At 58.8% G+C, this 21,891-nt stretch carries 25 protein-coding genes and 1 riboswitch; of the genes, 9 read left to right on the top strand and 16 right to left on the bottom strand.

From position 1 onward, the window contains the following. Window position 1 precedes the first annotated feature (1 nt). Window positions 2-469, bottom strand: a complete 468-nt coding sequence (locus ACR0I7_RS08730; RefSeq protein ID WP_480510701.1) for a DUF1203 domain-containing protein — start codon at window positions 467-469, stop codon at window positions 2-4. 160 nt (window positions 470-629) lie between these two features. On the opposite strand from ACR0I7_RS08730, the gene ACR0I7_RS08725 reads away from it, so the two are divergent. From ACR0I7_RS08725 to ACR0I7_RS08715, 3 genes are all read left to right on the top strand, one after another. Continuing rightward, a complete protein-coding gene (locus tag ACR0I7_RS08725) occupies window positions 630-1,043 on the top strand; it encodes a group III truncated hemoglobin (RefSeq protein ID WP_480510067.1) in 414 nt (137 codons plus the stop codon). Window positions 1,044-1,178: 135 nt separating this feature from the next. Beyond that, the gene (locus tag ACR0I7_RS08720) at window positions 1,179-2,114 is read left to right on the top strand and encodes a DMT family transporter (protein WP_480510065.1); all 936 of its coding nucleotides are present in this window, start codon (window positions 1,179-1,181) and stop codon (window positions 2,112-2,114) included. Between the two features lie 70 nt (window positions 2,115-2,184). Then, window positions 2,185-3,798 carry a DUF4139 domain-containing protein gene (locus ACR0I7_RS08715; protein WP_480510063.1) on the top strand — a complete coding sequence of 538 codons (1,614 nt, stop codon included), beginning with the start codon at window positions 2,185-2,187 and terminating at the stop codon, window positions 3,796-3,798. A gap of 9 nt (window positions 3,799-3,807) precedes the next feature. Here the strand turns inward: ACR0I7_RS08715 and ACR0I7_RS08710 are convergent, their stop codons facing one another. Further along, window positions 3,808-4,254: a hypothetical protein gene (locus ACR0I7_RS08710; RefSeq protein ID WP_480510061.1), complete on the bottom strand. Its 447-nt coding sequence runs from the start codon at window positions 4,252-4,254 to the stop codon at window positions 3,808-3,810. A gap of 77 nt (window positions 4,255-4,331) precedes the next feature. Here ACR0I7_RS08710 and ACR0I7_RS08705 point away from each other — a divergent pair, with 77 nt between their 5' ends. Next, on the top strand, window positions 4,332-4,682 hold the full coding sequence (locus ACR0I7_RS08705; RefSeq protein WP_480510059.1) for a MerR family DNA-binding transcriptional regulator: 351 nt from the start codon (window positions 4,332-4,334) through the stop codon (window positions 4,680-4,682). 65 nt (window positions 4,683-4,747) lie between these two features. On the opposite strand, the gene thiC is transcribed toward ACR0I7_RS08705, so the two are convergent. The 3 genes from thiC to ACR0I7_RS08690 all read right to left on the bottom strand — a co-directional run bounded on the left by thiC (window position 4,748) and on the right by ACR0I7_RS08690 (window position 7,642). After that, the gene (gene thiC, locus ACR0I7_RS08700; RefSeq protein ID WP_480510057.1) at window positions 4,748-6,553 is read right to left on the bottom strand and encodes a phosphomethylpyrimidine synthase ThiC; all 1,806 of its coding nucleotides are present in this window, start codon (window positions 6,551-6,553) and stop codon (window positions 4,748-4,750) included. A 108-nt stretch (window positions 6,554-6,661) separates the two neighbouring features. Further along, window positions 6,662-6,781: riboswitch (TPP riboswitch) on the bottom strand. Window positions 6,782-6,859: 78 nt separating this feature from the next. Further along, complete coding sequence (locus tag ACR0I7_RS08695) at window positions 6,860-7,303, bottom strand: MAPEG family protein (RefSeq protein ID WP_480510055.1); 444 nt, start codon at window positions 7,301-7,303, stop codon at window positions 6,860-6,862. Between the two features lie 21 nt (window positions 7,304-7,324). After that, window positions 7,325-7,642, bottom strand: a complete 318-nt coding sequence (locus tag ACR0I7_RS08690; RefSeq protein WP_480510053.1) for a YciI family protein — start codon at window positions 7,640-7,642, stop codon at window positions 7,325-7,327. 107 nt (window positions 7,643-7,749) lie between these two features. Here ACR0I7_RS08690 and ACR0I7_RS08685 point away from each other — a divergent pair, with 107 nt between their 5' ends. Further along, window positions 7,750-8,358 carry a TetR/AcrR family transcriptional regulator gene (locus ACR0I7_RS08685; RefSeq protein ID WP_480510051.1) on the top strand — a complete coding sequence of 203 codons (609 nt, stop codon included), beginning with the start codon at window positions 7,750-7,752 and terminating at the stop codon, window positions 8,356-8,358. Here the strand turns inward: ACR0I7_RS08685 and ACR0I7_RS08680 are convergent. Both ACR0I7_RS08680 and ACR0I7_RS08675 read right to left on the bottom strand, forming a co-directional pair. Then, window positions 8,355-8,891: an SRPBCC family protein gene (locus tag ACR0I7_RS08680; RefSeq protein ID WP_480510049.1), complete on the bottom strand. Its 537-nt coding sequence runs from the start codon at window positions 8,889-8,891 to the stop codon at window positions 8,355-8,357. The two genes, ACR0I7_RS08685 and ACR0I7_RS08680, sit on opposite strands and share 4 nt — an antisense overlap. 103 nt (window positions 8,892-8,994) lie before the next feature. Continuing rightward, window positions 8,995-9,645 carry a carbonic anhydrase gene (locus tag ACR0I7_RS08675; RefSeq protein WP_480510047.1) on the bottom strand — a complete coding sequence of 217 codons (651 nt, stop codon included), beginning with the start codon at window positions 9,643-9,645 and terminating at the stop codon, window positions 8,995-8,997. Window positions 9,646-9,788: 143 nt separating this feature from the next. On the opposite strand from ACR0I7_RS08675, the gene ACR0I7_RS08670 reads away from it, so the two are divergent. The 3 genes from ACR0I7_RS08670 (at window position 9,789) to ACR0I7_RS08660 (ending at window position 12,358) form a co-directional block, all read left to right on the top strand. Further along, window positions 9,789-10,178, top strand: coding sequence for a hypothetical protein (locus tag ACR0I7_RS08670; RefSeq protein ID WP_480510046.1), 390 nt, complete (start codon window positions 9,789-9,791; stop codon window positions 10,176-10,178). A gap of 63 nt (window positions 10,179-10,241) precedes the next feature. After that, window positions 10,242-11,624, top strand: a complete 1,383-nt coding sequence (locus ACR0I7_RS08665; protein ID WP_480510044.1) for a leucyl aminopeptidase family protein — start codon at window positions 10,242-10,244, stop codon at window positions 11,622-11,624. Then, the gene (locus tag ACR0I7_RS08660) at window positions 11,621-12,358 is read left to right on the top strand and encodes a C40 family peptidase (RefSeq protein ID WP_480510042.1); all 738 of its coding nucleotides are present in this window, start codon (window positions 11,621-11,623) and stop codon (window positions 12,356-12,358) included. Before ACR0I7_RS08665 ends, ACR0I7_RS08660 begins: the two co-directional genes overlap by 4 nt. Here ACR0I7_RS08660 and ACR0I7_RS08655 read toward each other — a convergent pair. Beyond that, window positions 12,355-12,705 carry a DUF2794 domain-containing protein gene (locus ACR0I7_RS08655; RefSeq protein WP_480510041.1) on the bottom strand — a complete coding sequence of 117 codons (351 nt, stop codon included), beginning with the start codon at window positions 12,703-12,705 and terminating at the stop codon, window positions 12,355-12,357. The genes ACR0I7_RS08660 and ACR0I7_RS08655 overlap by 4 nt on opposite strands. Before the next feature lie 169 nt (window positions 12,706-12,874). Here ACR0I7_RS08655 and ACR0I7_RS08650 point away from each other — a divergent pair, with 169 nt between their 5' ends. Next, a complete protein-coding gene (locus tag ACR0I7_RS08650) occupies window positions 12,875-13,393 on the top strand; it encodes a YHS domain-containing (seleno)protein (protein WP_480510039.1) in 519 nt (172 codons plus the stop codon). A 6-nt stretch (window positions 13,394-13,399) separates the two neighbouring features. Here ACR0I7_RS08650 and ACR0I7_RS08645 read toward each other — a convergent pair whose 3' ends face one another. From ACR0I7_RS08645 to ACR0I7_RS08610, 8 genes are all read right to left on the bottom strand, one after another. Then, entirely contained in the window at window positions 13,400-15,064 is a 1,665-nt protein-coding gene (locus ACR0I7_RS08645; protein ID WP_480510037.1) for an ABC transporter permease, read from the bottom strand. A 99-nt stretch (window positions 15,065-15,163) separates the two neighbouring features. After that, the gene (locus ACR0I7_RS08640; RefSeq protein WP_480510036.1) at window positions 15,164-16,381 is read right to left on the bottom strand and encodes a phenylacetate--CoA ligase family protein; all 1,218 of its coding nucleotides are present in this window, start codon (window positions 16,379-16,381) and stop codon (window positions 15,164-15,166) included. 19 nt (window positions 16,382-16,400) lie between these two features. Then, entirely contained in the window at window positions 16,401-17,234 is an 834-nt protein-coding gene (locus ACR0I7_RS08635) for an ABC transporter ATP-binding protein (RefSeq protein WP_480510034.1), read from the bottom strand. 77 nt (window positions 17,235-17,311) lie between these two features. Then, a complete protein-coding gene (locus ACR0I7_RS08630; protein ID WP_480510032.1) occupies window positions 17,312-18,595 on the bottom strand; it encodes an ABC transporter substrate-binding protein in 1,284 nt (427 codons plus the stop codon). A 71-nt stretch (window positions 18,596-18,666) separates the two neighbouring features. Further along, window positions 18,667-19,743, bottom strand: coding sequence for a branched-chain amino acid ABC transporter permease (locus ACR0I7_RS08625; protein WP_480510030.1), 1,077 nt, complete (start codon window positions 19,741-19,743; stop codon window positions 18,667-18,669). 3 nt (window positions 19,744-19,746) lie between these two features. Next, entirely contained in the window at window positions 19,747-20,004 is a 258-nt protein-coding gene (locus ACR0I7_RS08620) for a hypothetical protein (protein ID WP_480510028.1), read from the bottom strand. 2 nt (window positions 20,005-20,006) lie between these two features. Beyond that, complete coding sequence (locus tag ACR0I7_RS08615; protein WP_480510026.1) at window positions 20,007-20,993, bottom strand: branched-chain amino acid ABC transporter permease; 987 nt, start codon at window positions 20,991-20,993, stop codon at window positions 20,007-20,009. A gap of 29 nt (window positions 20,994-21,022) precedes the next feature. Further along, a complete protein-coding gene (locus ACR0I7_RS08610) occupies window positions 21,023-21,841 on the bottom strand; it encodes an ABC transporter ATP-binding protein (protein ID WP_480510024.1) in 819 nt (272 codons plus the stop codon). Window positions 21,842-21,891: the final 50 nt, after the last annotated feature.

Raw genomic sequence — 21,891 nt, 5'->3', positions numbered from 1 at the left:
CTCATGCCCGGTCGATACGCGCCTGATAGCAATTGTTCCGCGCAGACCGTATATGGATATAGGCGATGTCCGGACGGGCGAAAATCTGACTGATCGCGCGTTCCATCTGATCGGTCGGCGTGACAACGCCGGTTCCATAGACGATCCGGTCGTCCTGCCCGTACCCTTTGATCAGATAATCTGGGGCGGCGGTCAGGATTTCGGGCCATTCCGCATCCCCTTCGTGACGCTGACAGGGCGCCGCGCACAGAAAAATCGGCCCGGTTTCCGCATAGGGCTGTGCATCCGCAAAAGGCCTGTGGGCCAGAATCAGCATCTCTTCCCCCTCGGGAATGTTTTTCAGGCAATGACGGCAGGGATTGCCCTTGCCTGTCGAAACAGCCCGTTCGGGTGGCGTGCCATACGCATCAGGCGCGCCGGCCTGCAGGGCGCGGACATCTTCGGTGGATAGTGCGGTGACCTTGAACATCTGGAACTCCTTGTTGTTGTCCCAGAGGATCACACGCCGCCAGGGTCCGGCGACCCGCTTCCTGCGCAATCGCAGGCAGGCGCGACAATCCTGCCAATAGGAACAGATGTCGGTGCCGGATATCGGAGATACACCGCCGATATTCAGGTCACGATACCCGATGAACACCCCAGTCCAACCGCCCCGCTTTCCCGCAACGCCCGAACAGATCGCGTTACAGGTCAGATCCTTTTATGCCGAAATCCGCAGGGATGAGGTGCTTGGGCCGATTTTCAACACCCATGTCGGCAACTGGCCCGAGCACGAGGACAAGATCGCCGCGTTCTGGCGCAACGCCATCCTGTTCGAGCGCGGCTATAGCGGCAATCCACAGCGTGTTCACGTCGAACGGCCCGATGTGATGCCCGATCTGTTTGAACGCTGGCTCGACCTGTTCGAAGATGTTGCCAAACGCACCCTGCCGCCGGAAACTGCAATCCCCTGGACGGCTTTGGCCCGCCGTATCGGTGCGGGCATGAAAGCCGGGGTTATGGCGGCCCGGCAACCCGCCGATGCGCCGCCTATCTTGCGCTAGGGTCAGGACCCATACGTTAGATGTTAGCGGTAAATGCGGGGCTATCAACCTGCAGAAATTGGCGTTATGCAGCGTTGCAAGAACATGTGTCAGCCTGAGACCGGCACGTGGCAACTGATACCCGAGGACAGTAATATGAGCCACCAAAACCTTACCATCCGAGGGCTTGGATACGCGTTTTTGGGCTTTGCTGTATTTGCCACCCATGACGTGCTGATCAAGTATCTTGGCGGAACCTATTCGGTGCTGCAGATCATCTTTTTCGCCACCCTGTTCTCGTTTGTGCCGATGGCGGTGACGATTATGGCTGATCGCACGACGGGCAATTTCAGGCCCCACCACCCCGGGCTGGTTTTGCTGCGATCCCTCTCGATGGTCACGGCCATGTCCTGTGCCTTTTATGCCTTTTCGGTCCTGCCTCTGGCCGAGGTTTATTCCCTGTTGTTTTCGTTCCCCCTGATCGTGACGGTTCTGTCGATTCCAATCCTGGGTGAGGTCGTGCGCGCACAGCGGTGGGCTGCCGTCGGTGCGGGTTTGATCGGCGTTCTAGTGGTTCTGCGGCCCGGTGCAACGGACATAACACTGGGCCATCTTGCCGCCTTGATGGCCGCATTCTGCAGCGCCTTCGGGTCGGTTCTGGTGCGCAAGATCGGCAATGACGAACGCTCAGCCGTTTTGATCCTTTATCCGATGCTGCTGGCCATCGCCGTCATGAGCGCTGCGCAACCTTATGTCTATCGGCCACCCTCTCTGCCCGATCTTGGAATGATGGCGCTGATTGGGGTGTTGTCGGTGATCGCCCAGCAACTGATCATCCGCGCTTATCGCGCAGCGCCCGCCGCCGTAATCGCGCCCAGCCAATACAGCCAGATCATCTGGGCGACGATCTTTGGCGTCGCCTTCTTTGGCGAACGCCCGGACATCTGGGTCGCGCTGGGCGCAGGCATTATCATTGCATCAGGCGTATTTGTGGTCTGGCGGGAAACGCGGGCGGATGTGTCCCCCAACACCCCGGTCCTGCGGGTTCGTTCACCCCGAACCGATACAGGCGCATCCCGCCCCGGCGCCTAGACGCTCTTGCCATCTTCGCGGCAACCTGCAACCTTTTCGGGAATTCAGAACAGCATTTAAGTGAGACATTATGAGAGCTCTGATCGCCTATCTCGCCCTGGCGCCGGCCGTTTTATACGCAGAGACCTATTCCATCGATACCAAGGTCAGCGAAGTGACCGTCTATCCCGAAGGGGCCGAGATTATCCGCGCCGGCCGTTTCGATCTTCCGGCGGGGCATCATCGGCTGGTATTGCAGGGCATTCCCGCGACGGATTTTGACACGCAGCTTGCCACCATGCGGGTGGACGCCCAAGGCCTGAGCCAGACCGCCGTTATAATGCGTGCCGAAGATGTGCCCTGGCATGATTATCAAAGCGATGAGGTTCGGGCCGCAGAAGACCGTATCGCGGATATCGAACAACGCATCCTTGCGGTTCAGGACCAGGCGCAATCCGCGCGCCTGAGGGCGCTGGCGGCTGACCACAAAATCAGTTTTCTCGCCAATTTAGGCAAGAATGAAGGGCTTGCCGCATCAGATGCCGAAAACCTGCGCGCGATCGCGCAGATGGTCGGGGCTGAGACTCTTGAGGCGGAAGAGACCGCCCAACAGGCCGAGATTGCAGGGCGTCAGATAGAAGAACAGCTTGAGACGCTGGAGAATGAGCTGGAGGCGGCAAACGCTGATCTGCGCGCCCTGACGCCCGAAACCGACGAACGTATGTTTGTCGCGGTCGAGGTTGTTGCAGACGCAGATATCAAGGGGGATGTCACCGTCTCGTACCTGGACTTTGACAGCGCTGAATGGATGCCGGGATACGCGTTCAACCTGACCACCGGCGAATCCCCCGAAGTGACAATTGACCGGCATATCATGGTCGGGCAGGACACCGGCGAAAACTGGCAGAACATCACATTGAATGTCTCGACGCTTCAGCCAATTGGCGAGAATGCCGCCACCGAAGTCAGGCCAAAGCGGCAGTCAATCAGTGTCCCGGACCCCAAAGATCTTGAAAAACCCGTTGCCGAGGCGCCCGTGGTCTTTGAAATGACAGAGCGGTGGGCACCCGACGCCTCGGCCGTCGAGGGCACCGGCCTGACATTTACCCTGTCGGAACCGGTTTCCATCTCGTCAGGATATGAAATCGCCGAATTCGATCTGGACAGCGCAACCGGCCCGGCCGATATCTTTGCCGCTGCTGCGCCGCTCCATGACGATGTCGCCTATCGCACCGCGCGGTTTAAAAATCCCTTTGACCAAAACCTGATGTCATCGGTCAGCGCACAATGGCTGGTTGACGGGGTGCTGGTCGCGGCGGGGGCTTCGCCTGAAATGGGCCCCAGGGCAGATGTAGAAATGGGGTTTGGCCCGCTCTACGGATTGACCGCAGAGCGAATAATACGCAAGCGCAGCACCGGAGATACGGGGTTGATTTCCCGGTCGAACCAAAGTCAGGAGCAGGTGCAGATCGTTGTCAGCAATCTGACGCGTAAGACATGGCCGCTGCGGATCGTGGACCGTGTTCCCTATTCCGAACAGGACGATCTTGAGGTCGACTGGTCAGCCGACCCCCGGCCCGACGTTGAAGATGCAGACAATCGACGCGGCGTTCTGGCCTGGGACATAGAGCTGGAGCCGGGCGAAAGCGAAACCATCGAAATCAGAACAACGCTCAATTGGCCCGAAGAGATGGTTCTGGACTGATCCGGGGTATCAAAGGTTTGGACCCGTTGGTTCCTGCGCCTTCGACCCGATCGCAAAGAGCGTGTTCGGCCGTCCAACAAGCTGTAGCGCGCAAAACCCGATCTCTGGCACAAGGAAACACCAGATCAGCGGCGACGCTCCGTTTGCGAGGGCATGAATCATCGCGGCGGAAAAGAGCAACCGCCCAAAACCGTCGAAAAGCCCCAGAACCGGATCGTTCAGATAAAGCCGGGCAACAGCCCACACCACAACAACACTGCCAAAGAAATTGGCAAAAAGCACCGCATGCGGGCCAAGGGGGTGCAGCGGAGGAAAGCCGAAATAGGCGTTGAGCGGTGCCAAAACCGAATGCCACATGAAAGAGAACGTAAAAGCCAGTGCAAAAGGCCATGTCACGATCAAATCATACCAGGCTGAGATGCGAAAAATCTTCGCGTAGCGCGCAGGTGAAAGCATCAGAATTCCCTTATCTTATGATGTCGGGGCAGGTATAAACCTTTGAGTATACTCCAGGGTCAAGAGGTGTTTACGCGATGAAGATCGGAGAGCTTGCGCACCGCACCGGGGTGAGTACGGATACGTTGCGCTACTATGAAAAAGTCGGCCTGATCCGGTCCGACCGCAGAGGCAACGGCTATCGCGATTTTGACCCCGGAATGGTGCGGCTGGTGGGCCTGTTGCGCCGGGGCAAGGACCTTGGGTTCAGCCTGCGCGAAATGCAGAAGATAGTCGAAATGCTGTCATCGCGCGAGGTAAGTGCCGCCGAAACGGCAGCGTTGTTGCAGGCTAAAATCGCCGAGCTTGATGCAAAAATTGCCGCGATCACAGAGATGAAAGCCGCCTTGTCAGAGGCGCTGGAAACGGTTTGCCCGCTGCGCCGCTAGGGCCAGTTTCACCGCTGCGTCAGGTTTCGGTGAGAGGCCGGAACCCCGGCCCCTCACCTGATGTATCAGGCCTCTTTTTCTGTCTCTTCGACCGGCATGTACAATTCGCCGCCTTCGCGGAATTTGGCGGCCATGGCCTCCATGCCCTCTTTCTGGGCCTCGGCGCGGATGTCGTGGCTGATCCGCATCGAGCAGAATTTGGGCCCGCACATGGAACAGAAATGCGCCACCTTATGGGCCTGTTTCGGCAGTGTCTGGTCGTGGAATTCGCGGGCCGTGTCGGGGTCGAGAGACAGGTTGAACTGATCCTCCCAGCGGAACTCGAACCGGGCGCGGGACAGGGCGTCGTCGCGGCGCTGGGCACCGGGCAGACCCTTGGCCAGATCGGCGGCGTGGGCGGCGATCTTATAGGTAATCACGCCAGTTTTCACGTCATCGCGATCCGGCAGGCCCAGATGCTCCTTCGGTGTCACATAACACAGCATCGCGCAGCCGAACCAACCGATCATCGCAGCCCCGATGCCACTGGTGATGTGGTCGTAGCCGGGGGCAATATCGGTGGTAAGGGGGCCAAGCGTGTAGAACGGCGCCTCGTGGCAGCATTCCAGCTGTTTGTCCATATTCTCTTTGATCTTGTGCATGGCGACATGGCCCGGCCCTTCGATCATCACCTGACAGTCTTTGGCCCATGCGATCTTGGTCAGCTCGCCCAGTGTTTCCAGCTCGGCAAATTGTGCGTCATCATTGGCATCCGCGATGGAACCGGGGCGCAGACCGTCGCCAAGGCTGAACGACACGTCATAGGCGCGGCAGATGTCGCAGATTTCATCGAAATGCTCGTAGAGGAAGCTTTCCTTGTGGTGATGCAGGCACCATTTGGCCATGATCGAGCCGCCGCGTGAGACAATGCCGGTGACGCGGTTTACTGTCATCGGGACCATGTGCAGACGCACGCCCGCATGGATGGTGAAATAATCCACGCCCTGTTCGGCCTGTTCGATCAGCGTGTCGCGGAACACCTCCCATGTCAGATCTTCGGCGATGCCGTTGACCTTTTCCAGCGCCTGATAGAGCGGCACAGTCCCGATGGGTACCGGCGAGTTCCGAATGATCCATTCGCGGGTGTTGTGGATGTTGCGACCGGTCGACAGGTCCATCACCGTGTCCGCACCCCAGCGGATTGCCCAGACCAGCTTGTCCACCTCTTCCTCCATCGACGAGGTGACGGCTGAGGTGCCCATATTGGCGTTGATCTTGACCAGGAAATTGCGCCCGATGATCATCGGCTCGCTTTCCGGGTGGTTGATATTGGCGGGGATGATGGCGCGGCCTGCGGCAACCTCATCGCGGACAAATTCGGGCGTCACATAGTCGGGGATGTTTGCGCCAAAATCATTGCCGTCGCGCGCCTCGGCCACGGCCTCGCGCAGTTGGTTCTCGCGGATGGCAATGAACTCCATCTCGGGCGTGACGATTCCCGCGCGGGCATAGGCCAACTGGGTGACCGCCTTACCATCCTTGGCGCGCAGGGGGCGTGGACGCACCGGGAACTCGGGGGTAAGACGGTCACCTTCGACGAAACCATTATCCTCTGGCTTTACTTCGCGACCTTCATAGTCTTCGACATCTCCGCGGGCCTCGATCCATTTGCGGCGCAGCGGGGCCAGACCTTGGCGAATGTCGGTGATCACTTCGGGGTCGGTATAGGGACCGGAACTATCATAAACCGGCAGCGGAGCCTCACCCGCAGTCGGATGGACCGAGATTTCGCGCATGGGTACGCGGATATCGGGATGCATCGTGCCATTGACGTAAATCTTGCGCGATGCAGGCAGTTCGCCCGTTGTGATCTTGGGATTGGGGACGTTCATTTTGGTGCTCCTCAAGCGGTTCAACTCAAAAAGACACCAGATGAGTTTTGGCTTGGGGAAACGAAAGGGTTTGAGCCCTTTGTTCAGACGGTGCCTGCCGGGATCAGCAGCCAATGCGCCCTAGCTTCCTACGCCAGTATCAACTGGGTCAGGTTCTAAGGGTCGCATCACCGGGCAATGCCCTGTCAGCCTCTCAGTCCCCTAAGCGGGACTCCCCTGCGTGAGGTTTTGCTAACCGAGGCCGCGATTTGGATCAAGGTAATTCTTGAAATCGCAGCCTCGGGTGCCGTTTCAACAGCAGTGGTGTCAGAACAGAAGCCCCCAGATCGCGAGACCCGCGAGACCGATATTGGCCAGCAACCCACCCACAAAGGCCAGCGTGCGCGGCCCGCCGGCAGGTCTGCCAATGCCTGCGTAGTAGATCATCCAGAACAGCATCCGAAAGGCAAAGTGGAGGCCGGCCAGCATATTCACCCAGAACGGCGCAGCCCCGGCAACGACGGCGGCCAGTAACGCCCAGCCAAACGCTGGCAGGCATTCGGCGGAATTGGCGTATGTTCTGAGCACCCGAAAGCTGAGGTTCGAATGGTCGAAGCGCAATGGTAGGCCAGGCACTTGCTGTTCAGTAACAAAGGCCAGCGGGGCGGTGGCAAAGTTCTGGATCAGAACGGTCAGCGACAACGCGGCCAAGACCAGAAACGAAGGCTGATAAGCCGACAAATAAGGCACCGCATCAAACAGAGAAGACATGGGATTCTCCTTCCTCCGGGCCTACATTTCCATATCCATCGCCTCGGCGATTTCAATCGTGCCAGTGCCGTTGAGATGCGGGCAACCCTGCGCCATTGCGATGGCGGCTTCCATCGTTTCAGCCTGAATGACGGTCATGCCGGAAACCGGGTTCGGGCCGCCGTCATCGCGCACACCAGTGGGTGTGATGGTTTTCGACATGCCGACGGGCAAGCCGGGATCAACGACCGCGTCGCCAAGACCGGTGCTCCAAGCCTTCCATGCGGCCATGTGTTTTGCGCCGTCCTCGGGGCCCTGAATGTCGGGTTTACCATGATAGATGAGAAGGAATTTGGGCATCGGATCTCTCCTGTATCAATACGTGCAGAGCCATCGATACGCGGTATCTATTTATGTTAAAGAACATATTTAGAGGTCTGCTATGACTGGCGACAGAAGGAGTCGATATGCCCTATAGTGCCGCGCATCGCGAACGGACCCGCGCCAAAATCGTTGAAACCGCTCGTATCCTGTTCAACCAGTATGGGTTTCAGAACGTCACCATTGATATGGTGATGCATGAAGCCGGACTGACCCGTGGCGGATTCTATAACCACTTCAAGAACAAGAACGCGCTGTTCAGCGAGGCGGTGTCGAGCTTTCTCATGGGACGCGGGGCTGAATGGCGCACCAATGCCGGGATCGACCCCAGCAAGCTGAAGCCCGAGATGGCCCGGCAGATGGTCGATGCCTATCTGTCGCCCGAGCATCTGGGCGATATCGACGGGCAATGCCCGATGATTGCCCTGCCCTCGGACATTGCGCGCGCAGATACGGACACGCAGGAGGCGTTTCAAAGCCTGCTGACGGCGATGGTCTGGCTGCTGGAAACGGCAGACGAGAGCACAAGCAGGCAGGATGCGCTAGCTGCCGCCGCCCTATGTGTGGGCGGCATGGTTTTGGCGCGAACGCTGCCGAATTCCGAGCTTGCCGAAGAGGTGCGGGCCGCTGCCCACCATGCGGCGACCGAGGCCGTTGGGCCTCGGCACCAGTCAGGGGTCAGTGGCGGGGGTTAGCCCTGCCCTTCGACCACATTTTTGAGGTTGGACAGACCCGTCTCGTAATCGGTCCCCACCCAGCTATCCATCATCAGACCCATCCACCGCATCATCGGGTTCATGCCCAGATCGGATTCGAACCCCCAGGTCACCTTGGTCTGGTCCCCTTCGGGCTGCAGCGTAAACGAGGCCGAGGCGGTGCCCATATCGCCGAAATCCAGCGCGGTTTTCACCGCCTGATCCGCAACGCTGTCAATGATTTCCTGCGTACCACTGCCGACCTGCGGATGGTCCGAGCTCCAGCTCATGCTGTTGCCGACGCCAGCCTCTGGCCCGGTATAGGTCAGCTTGGTTTTCGGGTCATGCGCCAGCCACGGAGACCATTTTTCGGTCTCCTGCATCGAATTCACATAAGGAAACACCGCCGCCGCAGGTGCGTTGATGGTGATGCTGCGGGAAACTTCAGCCTTTTCCGGCAGCAGGAAGGCTACGCCGATCAAGACCACAACGATAAGGATCAGCCCCAGAATAAGTCGTTTAATCAATTTCATGTCGCGCTCCGAATCCAAAGTAAGAATGAGGGCAGCATACCGAAAAAAGACGCAAAATCAGAGAGCTGATCTGCGCCTTTTTGGAACCTTATGATGTCGCGGATCAGACCACCGCGAACTCGTTCTTTTCTGGGTCATAGCATTGCAGCCCGCCCTCACCGATATCAGTCCAAAGCCCATGCAGGCTGAGCGAGCCATCCTGAACCGCCGAGGATACAAACGGGAAGGTCATCAGGTTTTCAAGCGATGCAACAACCGCCTGTCGTTCGAACTGACGCGCCTGATCGTTGCTGTCTTCGACATCGGCCACCAGATCGTATTTCGGCTTGAGGATGTCCATCCAACGGCCAACAAAGCTTTCTTTGGCTTCCAGTTGCGGCGCCTTGCCCTTGCACATGTCAATGCAACCCTGAACACCGCCGCATTGGGAGTGGCCCAGCACGATCAGATGCGCGACCTTTAGCGCAGTCACGGCATATTCGATTGCGGCGCTGGTGCCATGATGATCGCCATCGGGCGCATAGGGCGGCACGAGATTGGCGATGTTGCGGTGAATGAAGAATTCGCCCTGATCAGCCCCAAAGATCGAGGTGACGTGAACCCGGCTGTCGCAGCACGAAATGACCATTGCACGAGGCCGCTGTCCTTCGGTCGCCAACCGGCGATACCAGACCTGATTTTCGGCATAGGTCGTGGCCTTCCAGCCATGATACCGTTTAACCAGATAGTTCGGCAGAGGTTTGGCCAGGTTCATTCGCGCGCTCCGTAAATTCGTCCTGCCGAGCTCTGTAACCCGGATTCTCAAAAAATTCGAGACATTATCCAATACCCCCGCAAGGATTTGCAAAGGTATTTTGGGGCAGTGTCATTCCACGCCGTGGGGGCGTAGAAATTAGGGTGAATGTGGTGGATAAGATTATCACGCTTGAACAAAAGGAATCAGTGCGCCTGGACCCGGACCTTCTGGCAGGGTTGTACGGTCAGCTGGGCGATACCAACGCAGTCGATGTGCTGTGCCGCACGGTCGAGGAACTTGCCGTACGCCTGTCAAATTGCGAACGCTTCTGGCGGCAGCGGGACTGGGACGGTTTGCGCAAATGCGCCAGATCGCTGATCGCGATTGCTGAACAGGTGGGTATGACGGCACTGGCCCGCGTGGCCGGGGATGTGGCAACCGCAGTGGATGCGGGCGACGCGGTCGCAACCGGCGCGACGCTCAGCCGTCTGATCCGGGTGGGGGAGCGGTCTCTGACCGCCGTATGGGATCAGCAGGACCTTTCCGTCTGACGGGGGTTGCGGGCATATCGCAGGCCGCTAATCTGGGCCCCAGATCAAACGGTTGAGATGTCCATGACCCTATCTTTCGCCCCGCCCTCAGACCCTGCCTTGCCCCTGTATGTCATCGCAAAAGATGATCTGGAGGCATGGCTGCAGGATCAGCCCGTTCCTGTTCAATCCTGGGCGGCCGCCAGCGGGTTTTCCGCCGGGTTGGGTCAGACCCTGCTGGTGCCCGGACCGGATGGCGCACCCGAATGCGCTGTTGCGGGATACGGCACCGCAGCCAAACGCGCCCGCAAACGGTTTCCGCTTGCGGCGGCGGCCGAGGCGCTGCCCAAAGGCACTTATCAGATCGTTTCAGGGGTGCCCGCAGATGTGATCGAAACCGAATGTCTGGGTTGGCTGATGACCGGTTATGCGTTTGACCGCTATACCGCGCAATCTCCGGCGCGGGCGGCGCTGGTTGCGCCCGATGGCGTGGACGCTGCGCGGATCGAGGCCATCGCAAACGCCGAGGCGCTGACCCGAGATCTGGTCAACACGCCCGCAGCCGACATGGGCCCAGATCAACTCCAGGCTGCAGCAGAAGCACTAGCGCAGGAATTCGGCGCGCGCTGCGAGGTGACCCGCGGTGACGCGTTGCTGGACCAGAATTTGCCCATGATTCACGCGGTTGGCCGGGCTGCGGATCGGGACCCCCGGCTGATTGAGATGATCTGGGGCACATCCGGACCAAAGCTGACGCTGGTTGGCAAAGGCGTGTGTTTCGACACCGGCGGGCTGGACTTGAAACCGGCCGCCGCCATGGGCCTGATGAAAAAGGATATGGGCGGGGCCGCAAACGTTTTGGGCCTCGCGCGAATGATCATGGCGTTGGAACTGCCCCTGCAACTGCGGGTGCTGATCCCAGCGGTGGAAAACGCTGTGTCCGGCAATGCGTTTCGCCCCGGCGACATCCTCACCTCGCGCAAGGGGCTAACGGTCGAGATCAACAACACCGATGCCGAAGGGCGGCTTGTTCTGGCCGACGCGCTGACCTTGGCCGATGAAGGCGCGCCGGATCTGGTGATCTCGATGGCGACGCTGACCGGCGCGGCGCGGGTGGCGGTTGGGGCTGATCTTGCGCCCTTTTACACCGATGACGATCAGGTCGCCGACGTGTTGGCGCGGGCCGCGCTACAGGCGGCGGACCCGGTCTGGCGGATGCCGTTTCACGAACCTTACGAGGCGCTGATCGAACCCGGTATTGCCGATCTGGACAATGCGCCATCAGGCGGGTTCGCCGGGTCGATCACGGCTGCGTTGTTTTTGCGCCGGTTTGTCGGTGACAGCCGCTATGTGCATTTCGACATCTATTCCTGGCAACGCAGCAAGGAACCGGGCCGCAGCAAAGGCGGACTGGCACAAGGCCCGCGCGCCCTGCTGGCGGCGTTGCCCGAGATGCTGGGCCTATGACGAAACGGCGCGTCATCGGGCCGGTCGTCGACCTGTTGCGCAGCCCAGACGGGCCGAGAGACCGGCAATTGCTGTATGGTAATACAGCAGTGGTCTTCGAACAGTCCGAGGGTTGGAGCCGGATCACCGCTGACAAGGATGGATACGCAGGCTGGGTTGCAACCGATCAGCTTGGACCCGTCACGGAGCCGACGCATATCGTTACCGCCCCCGCCACGCATGCCTATTTGCAAGCGGATATGAAAAGCCCGGACCAGACCTCGCTGAGCTTTGGCAGCCAGATACAGGTCCTATCCACGGCTGACAGATTTGCGGAAACGGAACTTGGATATATCCCCGAACAACATCTGAGCCCGGTCGGAACCGCAATGGATGACCCGGTGGCGGTGGCCGAGCTGTTTCTGGGCACACCCTATCTGTGGGGCGGCAACAGCCGCTTTGGGTTGGATTGTTCGGGTCTGGTGCAGGCTGCTCTGCTGGCCTGCAGCATAGCCTGCCCCGGCGACAGCGGCGATCAGGAACAGGCACTGGGCGCGCCCTTGCCCGATGGCGCGGCGGCACAACGCGGTGATCTGCTGTTCTGGAAGGGCCATGTCGCCTGGGTCGCTGGAGATAATCTGCTGCTGCACGCCAACGCCCATGATATGGCAGTAGCATTTGAGCCGATGGACAAGGCAATCGCTCGGATTATAGCACAGGGCGACGGGCCGGTGACCTCTCACAAAAGGCTCTAGTCCAGATCAACCGCGCGGATCAGCTTGCGTTCCAGCACCCGTAGCACCGCGCGCAGATCATGACCACGCTTGAGAATGCGCCCATCCATCCCGACGACCGAATACATTCCCTGCCGCAACCGCAGGTGCGGGTGTTTCTCGACCCGGTAGATCGGGTGCTCTGCTGTCCGGCGAAAAATGGAAAACACGGCCATGTCGCGCAGGTTGGAAATGCCATAGTCGCGCCATTCGCCAGCGGCGACCATTCGGCCATAGACAGACAGGATTTGGGACATCTCGCGTCGATCAAACGCGACGGGCATCTGTGCCGGGCTTGCAGAAAACCGGCTGGGAGGCTGCATATTCATACCTTCAGCCTTGCCGGAAAACCCCGGCAAATCAAGCCTGCCGCGATCACGAGCGCTAAAATCCGCTCCGATGTTTGATTTTTGTCCGTCGTCAGATAAGGTTTAACTGGCGGTCGATGATGCCTATATAAACTCTGACATAACAGGCATTTAAACAGAGGCTTCGACTATGAAACTCTCAGCGATATTAACGGCCTGTGCCATAGCTATTGCCGCCCCGGCCTTTTCTGGCCCCCAATATATCGACGGCACCGGATATGCGCTTTCAGGCTATGATGTGGTTGCCTATCGCGATCTCGAGCAATCGCCAGTTGGCACGCCACAGCCCGAGGGTGTTGAGAGCAAAGCCTCGATCACCGCTGAATACAATAACGCAACCTGGGCGTTCTCCACGACCGAAAACCGCGACAAGTTCGTAGAAAACCCGACCTATTACGCGCCGCAGTTCGACGGGCATTGCGCTTATGGCGTGTCAAAAGGCGGCAAGGTACCCGGAAATCCGAACCTGTGGCGGATCGTGGATGATAAGTTGCATCTGAACATCACCAAAGTCGTTGTGGGGTTCTGGGAAGAAGATATTCCGGGCAATATCAAGTTGGCAGACAAGAACTGGCCCGGAATTGAAAACGACCCGGCCTCGACCAATGTCATTCCCAATTTCACATCTCAAACACCAATCAAAGGTTGAGAAGGGTCAGCGGCGGCCCACTTGACGGCAGATCAGGATCACCGGCAATAGCCCGACGGCCAGAATGACCAGCGACGGAACCGCTGCACCTTCAAGCCGTTCGTCTGACGCAAGCCGATAGGCCTGCACCGCCAGCGTATCAAAGTTGAACGGGCGCATGATCAGCGTCGCGGGCAGCTCTTTCATCACGTCGACAAAAACGATCAGCAACGCGGTCAGCAGCGAAGGCGTCAGGATCGGCAGGTGAATCCGGCGCAGCGTACCAAGCGGGGTCTGACCCAAAGAGCGCGCCGCCGCATCCATATTGGCATGTACCGTGCTTTGACCGCCCTCATAAGCGCTGAGCGCGGCGGCAAGAAAGCGTACCATATACGCCGCCACCAGCAGCCAGATTGAACCCGTCACCAGCAGGCCGGTTGAAATTCCAAAAGTCGCCCGCATCCAGCCGTCCAGCGCGTTGTCGAAACTGGCGAACGGCACGATCAGACCCACCGCGATGACACCTCCGGGCACCGCATAGCCCAGACGGGCAATATACGCAGCCGTCGCTGACCTCCGCCCCGGTCTGAGGCGCTGAAAGAACCCGACACAAATCGCGGCCAGCACTGTGATCACGGCGGCGGTTCCCGCCAGCGTCAACGAATTCTTGATGAACCCGACATACCGTTTCGACAGCAGGTTTTGCTCGGACTCCAGTCCCATCTCGACCAGAATAACAACGGGCAAAAGGAACCCAAGCAGCACCGGAATGGCGCAGAGGGTGACGGCCCCGGCCGCTTTCCACCCGGTCAGGTTTGCGGCAGGTTGCGCCACGTGCTGTTTACCTGCCTGATAGTATTTTGCCCGGCCGCGCTGTATGCGTTCGGCCATCGCCATCAGCAGCGCAAAGCCCAGCAGACACAGGGCCAGCTGCGCCGCGGCGGCGCGGTCGCTCATCGAAAACCAACTGGTGTAGATACCGGTGGCAAAGGTCTGGACGCCAAAATAAGACACGGTGCCAAAGTCAGCGATGGTTTCCATCACCGCCAGCAGGACCCCACCGGCAATGGCCGGGCGCGCCATCGGCAGGGAAACGCGGCGAAAGGCTTGCCACGGATTGTTGCCCAGCGCGCGGGCGGCCAGAAAGGCGGTGGCACTTTGCTGCAGAAACGCGGCGCGGGCCAGCAGATAGACGTAAGGATACAGCACAAGGATCAGCATCACCGCCGCACCTTCGGTCGAGCGAATCTCGGGAAACCAGTAGTCGCGCGGACCCCAGCCCGTGACCTGCCGCAGCGTGGTTTGAACAATACCGGGATGGTCCAGAATAAACGTATAAGCATAGGCCAGCACATAGGCAGGAAAAGCCAGCGGCAGCACCAGTGCGATCTCAAGAAACCGCACACCGGGAAAACGGGTCATGGTGACCAGCCACGCAGCCCCCACGCCAATCGCAAATGTCCCCGCTGCCACCAGCACCACCAGAATAACCGTGGTCAGGGCATAACGCGGCATAACCGTCGCGATCAGATGTGAAACCGTCTCGGTGCCGCCCGTCACTGCCGCCAGAACCACCGCCAGCATCGGCAAGAGGCACGCCGCAGCCACCAGATAGGCAAGCATCCCCACCAACCGGGTCCCCCGGGCGCCGCGATTGTGCGAGCCATGTTCTGAATAGTCGATCTGGGCCATTGGTCCGGTTTATTAAGGCACGGATGCCTTATTCGACTAAATTCATCGGAATTGCCAGCGCCAATACGTCTCAGGACCTGCCCGAACCGTTGCAAAACATCAGTCGTAAACGCGCTGATCCTCGATCACCAGACCATCCTTGGGCAACGAACCGGGGGCCACAACCTCGATCGCGCCTTTCAGTTTCAGCACTTCGATCACGGATTTCGCATAGGCCATGTCATCACCTGCAGAGCTTTCGATTTTCACCGTCATGGTGTCCATCTCACCCTGCCGCGCAGCGATCACCCGCGCCTTGACGATCTCATCATGTTTGTTGACCAGCGCGGCCACCTGTTCGGGCCTGACAAACATGCCCTTGATCTTAGTGGTCTGATCGGCGCGACCCATCCAACCCTTGATCCGCATATTGGTGCGGCCACAGGGAGAGTCGCCGGGCAAAAGCGCCGACAGATCGCCGGTGGCAAACCGGATCAGCGGATAGTCGGGGTTGAGGGTGGTCACGACGACCTCACCCACCTCACCCGGCGCAACAGGCGTGCCGGTGCCGGGGGTCACGATTTCGACGATCACGTGTTCGTCGATGATCATGCCTTCCATCGCGGGGCTTTCATAGGCGATGTTGCCGAGATCGGCGGTGGCATAACACTGCAGACAGGAAATCCCGCGATCCGCATAGTCCTGACGCAGCGAGGGGAACAGCGCGCCGCCGCCCACAACAGCCTTTGAGAAGTTCAGCGCCACGCCCATCTCATCGCCCTTGTCGAGGATGATCTTCAGGTAATCCGGCGTCCCTGCATAAGTGGTGCAGCCCACATCGCGCGCAGCAGTCACCTGCAATTCAGTCTGCCCTGTACCGGCGGGCAGGACCGAGGCACCAACGGCCTGCGCTCCGCTTTCAAAGATCATGCCCGCAGGGGTCAGGTGATAGCCAAAGCAGTTCTGCACGATGTCACCCGGACCAACCCCGGCGGCATGCAGGAACCGGCCCATCCGCCACCAGTCATGATCGGTACTGCCGGGTTCATAGATCGGGCCCGGAGATTGAAACACATGCTGGAAGTTCCGCGCTGGTTTGACGGTAAAGCCGCCAAATGGAGGGCGCGTGCCTTGCGCTTTGGTCAGGTCGGATTTACGCAAAACCGGCAGTTGCGCCAGCGCCTGCATATCCGTCACTGCACTGGCCTGCACATCGGACAGAATGTCGGCATATCCCGGAGCAGATTGCGCACGGGCAATCTGCTCGGGCAGGGCGCGTGCGTGGTCGGCTGCGCGTTCATCGGCGGATCGGGTTTCAAGTTTATCAAAATAGCTCATCGAAATATCCTCTGTCCGCTTACAGCCATCTCTTGCGGCGGCGGTATGAGCGCACGTCGCGAAAGCTTTTGCGGCCTTCGTCAGACATGCCGAGGTAGAATTCCTTAACGTCGGGATTTTCGCGCAGTTCGGCGGCGGGCCCGTCCATCACCACGCGGCCCGATTCAAGGATATATCCATAATGCGCGAATCTAAGCGCCACATTGGTGTTCTGTTCCGCCAGCAGGAAGGACACGCCTTCCTTTTCGTTCAGGTCTTTCACAATGCCGAAAATCTCTTCGACCAGTTGCGGGGCTAAACCCATCGACGGCTCATCGAGCAGGATCGTTTCAGGCCGCGACATCAGCGCCCGGCCCATCGCAACCATCTGCTGTTCCCCACCCGAGGTATAACCCGCCTGGCTTTTGCGGCGTTCCTTCAGGCGTGGGAAATAGTTGTAAACCAGTTCCAGATCCTTCTGGATCGCCGCCGACCCATCCTTGCGGGTATAGGCACCGGTCAGCAGGTTTTCTTCAACGGTCAGGTGTTCGAAACAATGGCGGCCTTCCATCACCTGAATGACGCCTTTCTCTACCAGATCAGCAGGGTCGCTTTCATGCACGCTGGTCCCACGATATTTGATCGAGCCCTTGGTGACCTCGCCCCGTTCCGAATGCAGCAGGTTCGACACGGCCTTGAGCGTTGTCGTCTTGCCCGCGCCATTACCGCCGAGCAGAGCGGTAATGCCGCCTTTGGGCACAGTCAGGCTGACACCTTTCAGCACAAGGATCACGTGGTTATAGATCACCTCGATATTGTTGACCTCAAGCAGGGTTTCCGCCTGCACGTCAGTGGTTTGTGCCGCATCCAGCATCAGCGCGTGTCCTCATGCCTGCCCCTGTGGGGCTGTTGGAGAGGAGCGGCAGCAACCCGCCGCTCCGGTTTTCTTGCTTATTCGCAGCGTTGCGAGATGTTGTTCTCAGCCGCATAAGCTGCGGAATCTTCCGCGATCAGCTGGCCAATCACTTCGGCATCCGTCGGCTTGAACTCCTGAATCTGGTTCCAGGTTCCGGCCGACGCATCCCACTGGACAACACCCACAAGACCCGGACCGCCGTGGTTTTCACAGCTGACCGAGAATTCCGGTCCGAACCCGGCCATGCCGAGCCCTTCCATCTTGGCGTTGGTGATTTCCAGCGCCTCCATGCCGTCGCGCATCATCGCTGGGGTGATCTCGGCCACGCCGTGCATCTCTTGCGCAGTTTTGATCGCTTCAGAAGCCAGCATCGCCGCATAGAGACCCCGGTTATACTGAACCGCACCCATCTGATCGCCAGCGCCGGCAGCTTTGCCCGCATCTGCGACGTATTTCTTCAGATCGTCATAGACCGGATAGTCGTCGCCCAGACCGGTAAAGGTCAGCGCCTTATACCCCGTGGCTTTGTCGCCTGCGGGTTCGACATCAAATTCAGCGCCCGACCACCAAACGCCAATGAAGTTCTCCATAGGAAAGCGAATATTGGCGGCCTCTTGCACGGCGACTTGGTTCATCACGCCCCAGCCCCACATGACCACATAGTCGGGCTTTTCCCGGCGGATTTGCAGCCATTGCGATTTCTGCTCCTGACCAGGGTGGTCAACAGGCAGCAAAGTCAGCTCATACCCATGCTTTTCAGCCAGCATTTCCAGCGTGCGGATCGGTTCCTTGCCATAGGCCGAGTTGTGATAGACCAGCGCGATTTTCTTACCACTCAGGTCTCCGCCATTCTCGCCCAGCAGATAGTTGATCGCGCCAGACGCACCGTTCCAGTAGTTGGCCGGATAGTTGAACACGTTGCTGAACACTTTGCCATTCGCCGCCGAGGTGCGGCCATAACCCATCGTGTGCAGCGGGATTCCATCTGCGGTCACTTTGGGGATCAGCTGATAGGTGATCCCGGTCGACAGCGGCTGATAGACCAGAGCGCCTTCGCCTTTGGTGGATTCATAGCATTCCACACCTTTTTCGGTGTTATAGCCGGTCTCGCACTCGATCACCCGGACCGGTACGCCGCCGATGCCGCCATCGCGTTCGTTCAGCAGGGTGAAATAGTCGTTATAGCCGTCCGAGAACGGAATGCCGCCCGCTGCGTATGGACCGGTGCGATAGCTCAGGTCAGGGATGACCAGATCCGCCGCCGCGGGCCCTGCGGCCATCAGGGCGCCCAGCGCCATGGTTGCCAGTGTCTTGTTCATCGGGTGTCTCCTCCCTTGGTTGATCCGATGTTGGTTTCGGGCTTGCCACCCGTCTTTCTTGGGCCCCTCCCTTAGTGCGGGAAGGGCCAGAGTCTGAGTTTCTCTTTCGCCACGCGCCAAAGCTGCGCCAGCCCGTGCGGTTCCAGGATCAGGAACATCACGATCAGCGCGCCGACGATAACCAGCTGCAGATGCGCCACAATATCCGTGGGCCAGCCCAGCACATCAACGCCGACAACTTTCAGCACAACCGGCAGCAGCACCAGAAACGCTGCCCCCGCGAAAGAGCCAAAAATCGATCCTAAACCGCCGATAATTACCATGAACAGCACCAGGAATGACTTCTGAATGCCGAACACTTCGCCCACCTCAACCGCGCCCAAATAGACCGCAAAGAACAATGCGCCTGCGATGCCAACAAAGAACGAGCTGACAGCAAAAGCCGTGAGCTTGGCCTTGAGCGGGTTCACCCCGATGATTTCGGCCGCGATGTCCATATCGCGGATCGCCATCCATGTGCGTCCAGTTGTTCCGCGCGTCAAATTGCGGGCAATGATGGCGCAGACGGTCAGGAAGATCAGACAGAACAGATAGGTCGCCCAGGCCGGTGCATTTGGCCCGGTAATGATGATGCCAAACACATCGCGCTCGGGCGCATTGATCTGACCCGAAGCCGAATAGTTATAAAACCACGGCACCCGGTTAAACAGCCAGACCAGAAAGAACTGAGCCGCAAGCGTGGCCACCGCCAGATAGAACCCTTTGATCCTCAGCGATGGCAGCCCAAACAGCACGCCAACAATGGCCGTGACCCCCCCAGCTAGCAGCACGTGGATGAACATGCTGACATCCGGAAAGGCCGTCATCAGCTTGTAACAGGCATAGGCCCCCACAGCCATGAACCCGCCGGTCCCCAACGAGACCTGCCCGCAATAGCCCACCAGAATGTTCAACCCAATGGCCGCAATCGCATAGATCAGGAAGGGCAGCAGCAGCGCATTGGCCCAGTAATCGTTGATGATGAACGGAATGATCCCAAACGCCACCGCCAGCACCACATAGTACCGATACCGGTCAAACTTGATCGGGAAAGTCTGGCTGTCATCCACGTAGGAGGTTTTGAAATCTCCGGCCTCACGATAGAACATCTGTTACTTTCCCCATTCTTCCTGCGCCCGGTCCCGGGCTGCGGCGTCCAGTTGATTGGACCCTTTGGCATATCCGCTCGCCTCCGAGGCGCGGACCAGTTTCAGATAGGCCAGAACCCCCATGATCAGCCCGGCAAAGGCCAGGATCGCCGCGATGGTCAATTGACTGTCGGTCAGATCATCCGAGGTGATCGCGATATAGCCAAAGGCCCAGAACCCCGCCCATGCGATCACGTTGATGATGGCAATCAGCTTGGTCATGCCTACACCCTCTCGATGATCTTCTCGCCAAACAGGCCCTGCGGTCGGAACACGAGGAAAATCAGCGCCAAAACATAAGCAAACCAGTTCTCGGTCGCACCCCCCAGCGCGGGGCCAAGGGCAAATTCGAACAGCTTCTCGCCCACGCCGATGATCAATCCGCCCACGATAGCTCCGGGGATCGAGGTAAAGCCGCCCAGCATCAGCACCGGCAGCGCCTTGAGCGCGATTAGCGACAGCGAGAACTGAACGCCCGACTTGGTGCCCCACATGATCCCAGCAACCAAAGCCACGAACCCCGCGACCGACCAGACCATGATCCAGATGAAGTTAAGCGAAATCCCCACCGACAGCGCCGCCTGGTGGTCGTCCGCCACCGCACGCATGGCCCGGCCCTGCTTGGTATACTGGCTGAACGCGACCAGAGCCGCCACCAGCAGCGCCGCGATGATCGTCGCCACGATATCCAGATTGTCGATGAAGAACCCGTAGTCAAAAATCTGGAACGTTGTCTCATCGATCCACAGATTGATGCCCTGCGGCAGACCCACATCCAGTGTCTTGATCTCGGACCCCCACATCAGATCGGCCACGCCTTCCAGGAAATAGGCCAGGCCAATGGTGGCCATGAACAGGATAATCGGCTCCTGCCCCACCAGATGGCGCATGACAAAACGCTGAACGGCCCAAGCCAGCAATACCATCACCGCCATGGTCAGAATGATCGCCAGCAGCGCCGGAACGTTCCAGCCGAAATAATGCACATGAGTGCCAAAGATCGCGTTGATCAGGTGCGAAAACGGCACCTGCCCGTTCATGATCCCTACCAGCGTCATCGCCGCAAACAGGGCCATAACCCCTTGCGCATAATTGAAAATCCCCGATGCCTTGTATATCAGCACAAAGCCCAGCGCGACCAAAGCATACAGCACCCCGGCCATCAGACCGTTGAGGATGACTTCCATCGCAAAAACGAGTTGTTCAGGCATGCTCGCCTCCCCAATTATCTGCCCGGATGTCAGTCATGACTCACCCCCAGATAGGCGTCGATGACCTCCTGATTGCTGCGCACCTCGTCCGGCGTGCCGTCACCGATCTTCTTGCCGTAATCCATCACAACCACCCGGTCGCTCAGGTCCATCACCACGCCCATATCGTGTTCGATCAGCGCAATGGTGGTGCCGAACTCATCATTCACATCGAGGATAAAGCGGCTCATGTCCTCTTTTTCTTCGACATTCATACCGGCCATAGGTTCATCCAGCAGCAGCAGTTTGGGCTCTGCCGCCAGCGCACGGGCAAGTTCGACACGTTTCTTCAGGCCATAGGGCAAACGCGATACCGGCGTCTTGCGGATATGCTGGATTTCAAGAAAATCGATAATTTTCTCAACAGCTTCACGGTTCTCGGTCTCTTCCGCCTCAGCCTTCCCCTTCCAGATCGCCTGCTGCAGAATGTTGGTCTTCATAAAGCTCAACCGCCCGGTCATGACATTATCCAGAACACTCATCCCCTCGAACAGAGCGATATTCTGGAAGGTCCGCGCAATGCCCTGCTGCGCCACCTCAAAGGGTCGCATCGGCGGGCGTTTGGACCCGTGAAACCAGACCTCACCCTCTTGCGGGACATAAAAGCCTGAGATCACGTTGAGCATCGAGGATTTGCCCGCCCCGTTCGGCCCGATAATAGCCCGGATCTCTCCCTCGCGAATATCAAACGAGATATCCTTGATCGCCACCACACCGCCGAACCGCAGGGTGATGTTCTTCATCTCCATCACCACACCGCCAATCTTGCGACCGTCTTCGGTGACATATCCTTCGGAATTATCCAGCATCAGCCTCTCCCAGACTTACGCAAAAACGGGATGGCGGGCGGGGCGATGAC

The organism is Ruegeria sp. AM1, assembly GCF_056540745.1.
Note: the sequence above shows the minus strand (reverse complement) of the source record. Positions and strands in the feature narration are given on the sequence as shown.

Coding starts and splice junctions, on each gene's coding strand:
- ACR0I7_RS08730 (WP_480510701.1), bottom strand. CDS start 469: ATGTTCAAGGTCACCGCACTATCCACCGAAGATGTCCGCGCCCTGCAG.
- ACR0I7_RS08725 (WP_480510067.1), top strand. CDS start 630: ATGAACACCCCAGTCCAACCGCCCCGCTTTCCCGCAACGCCCGAACAG.
- ACR0I7_RS08720 (WP_480510065.1), top strand. CDS start 1,179: ATGAGCCACCAAAACCTTACCATCCGAGGGCTTGGATACGCGTTTTTG.
- ACR0I7_RS08715 (WP_480510063.1), top strand. CDS start 2,185: ATGAGAGCTCTGATCGCCTATCTCGCCCTGGCGCCGGCCGTTTTATAC.
- ACR0I7_RS08710 (WP_480510061.1), bottom strand. CDS start 4,254: ATGCTTTCACCTGCGCGCTACGCGAAGATTTTTCGCATCTCAGCCTGG.
- ACR0I7_RS08705 (WP_480510059.1), top strand. CDS start 4,332: ATGAAGATCGGAGAGCTTGCGCACCGCACCGGGGTGAGTACGGATACG.
- thiC (WP_480510057.1), bottom strand. CDS start 6,553: ATGAACGTCCCCAATCCCAAGATCACAACGGGCGAACTGCCTGCATCG.
- ACR0I7_RS08695 (WP_480510055.1), bottom strand. CDS start 7,303: ATGTCTTCTCTGTTTGATGCGGTGCCTTATTTGTCGGCTTATCAGCCT.
- ACR0I7_RS08690 (WP_480510053.1), bottom strand. CDS start 7,642: ATGCCCAAATTCCTTCTCATCTATCATGGTAAACCCGACATTCAGGGC.
- ACR0I7_RS08685 (WP_480510051.1), top strand. CDS start 7,750: ATGCCCTATAGTGCCGCGCATCGCGAACGGACCCGCGCCAAAATCGTT.
- ACR0I7_RS08680 (WP_480510049.1), bottom strand. CDS start 8,891: ATGAAATTGATTAAACGACTTATTCTGGGGCTGATCCTTATCGTTGTG.
- ACR0I7_RS08675 (WP_480510047.1), bottom strand. CDS start 9,645: ATGAACCTGGCCAAACCTCTGCCGAACTATCTGGTTAAACGGTATCAT.
- ACR0I7_RS08665 (WP_480510044.1), top strand. CDS start 10,242: ATGACCCTATCTTTCGCCCCGCCCTCAGACCCTGCCTTGCCCCTGTAT.
- ACR0I7_RS08660 (WP_480510042.1), top strand. CDS start 11,621: ATGACGAAACGGCGCGTCATCGGGCCGGTCGTCGACCTGTTGCGCAGC.
- ACR0I7_RS08655 (WP_480510041.1), bottom strand. CDS start 12,705: ATGAATATGCAGCCTCCCAGCCGGTTTTCTGCAAGCCCGGCACAGATG.
- ACR0I7_RS08650 (WP_480510039.1), top strand. CDS start 12,875: ATGAAACTCTCAGCGATATTAACGGCCTGTGCCATAGCTATTGCCGCC.
- ACR0I7_RS08645 (WP_480510037.1), bottom strand. CDS start 15,064: ATGGCCCAGATCGACTATTCAGAACATGGCTCGCACAATCGCGGCGCC.
- ACR0I7_RS08640 (WP_480510036.1), bottom strand. CDS start 16,381: ATGAGCTATTTTGATAAACTTGAAACCCGATCCGCCGATGAACGCGCA.
- ACR0I7_RS08635 (WP_480510034.1), bottom strand. CDS start 17,234: ATGCTGGATGCGGCACAAACCACTGACGTGCAGGCGGAAACCCTGCTT.
- ACR0I7_RS08630 (WP_480510032.1), bottom strand. CDS start 18,595: ATGAACAAGACACTGGCAACCATGGCGCTGGGCGCCCTGATGGCCGCA.
- ACR0I7_RS08625 (WP_480510030.1), bottom strand. CDS start 19,743: ATGTTCTATCGTGAGGCCGGAGATTTCAAAACCTCCTACGTGGATGAC.
- ACR0I7_RS08620 (WP_480510028.1), bottom strand. CDS start 20,004: ATGACCAAGCTGATTGCCATCATCAACGTGATCGCATGGGCGGGGTTC.
- ACR0I7_RS08615 (WP_480510026.1), bottom strand. CDS start 20,993: ATGCCTGAACAACTCGTTTTTGCGATGGAAGTCATCCTCAACGGTCTG.
- ACR0I7_RS08610 (WP_480510024.1), bottom strand. CDS start 21,841: ATGCTGGATAATTCCGAAGGATATGTCACCGAAGACGGTCGCAAGATT.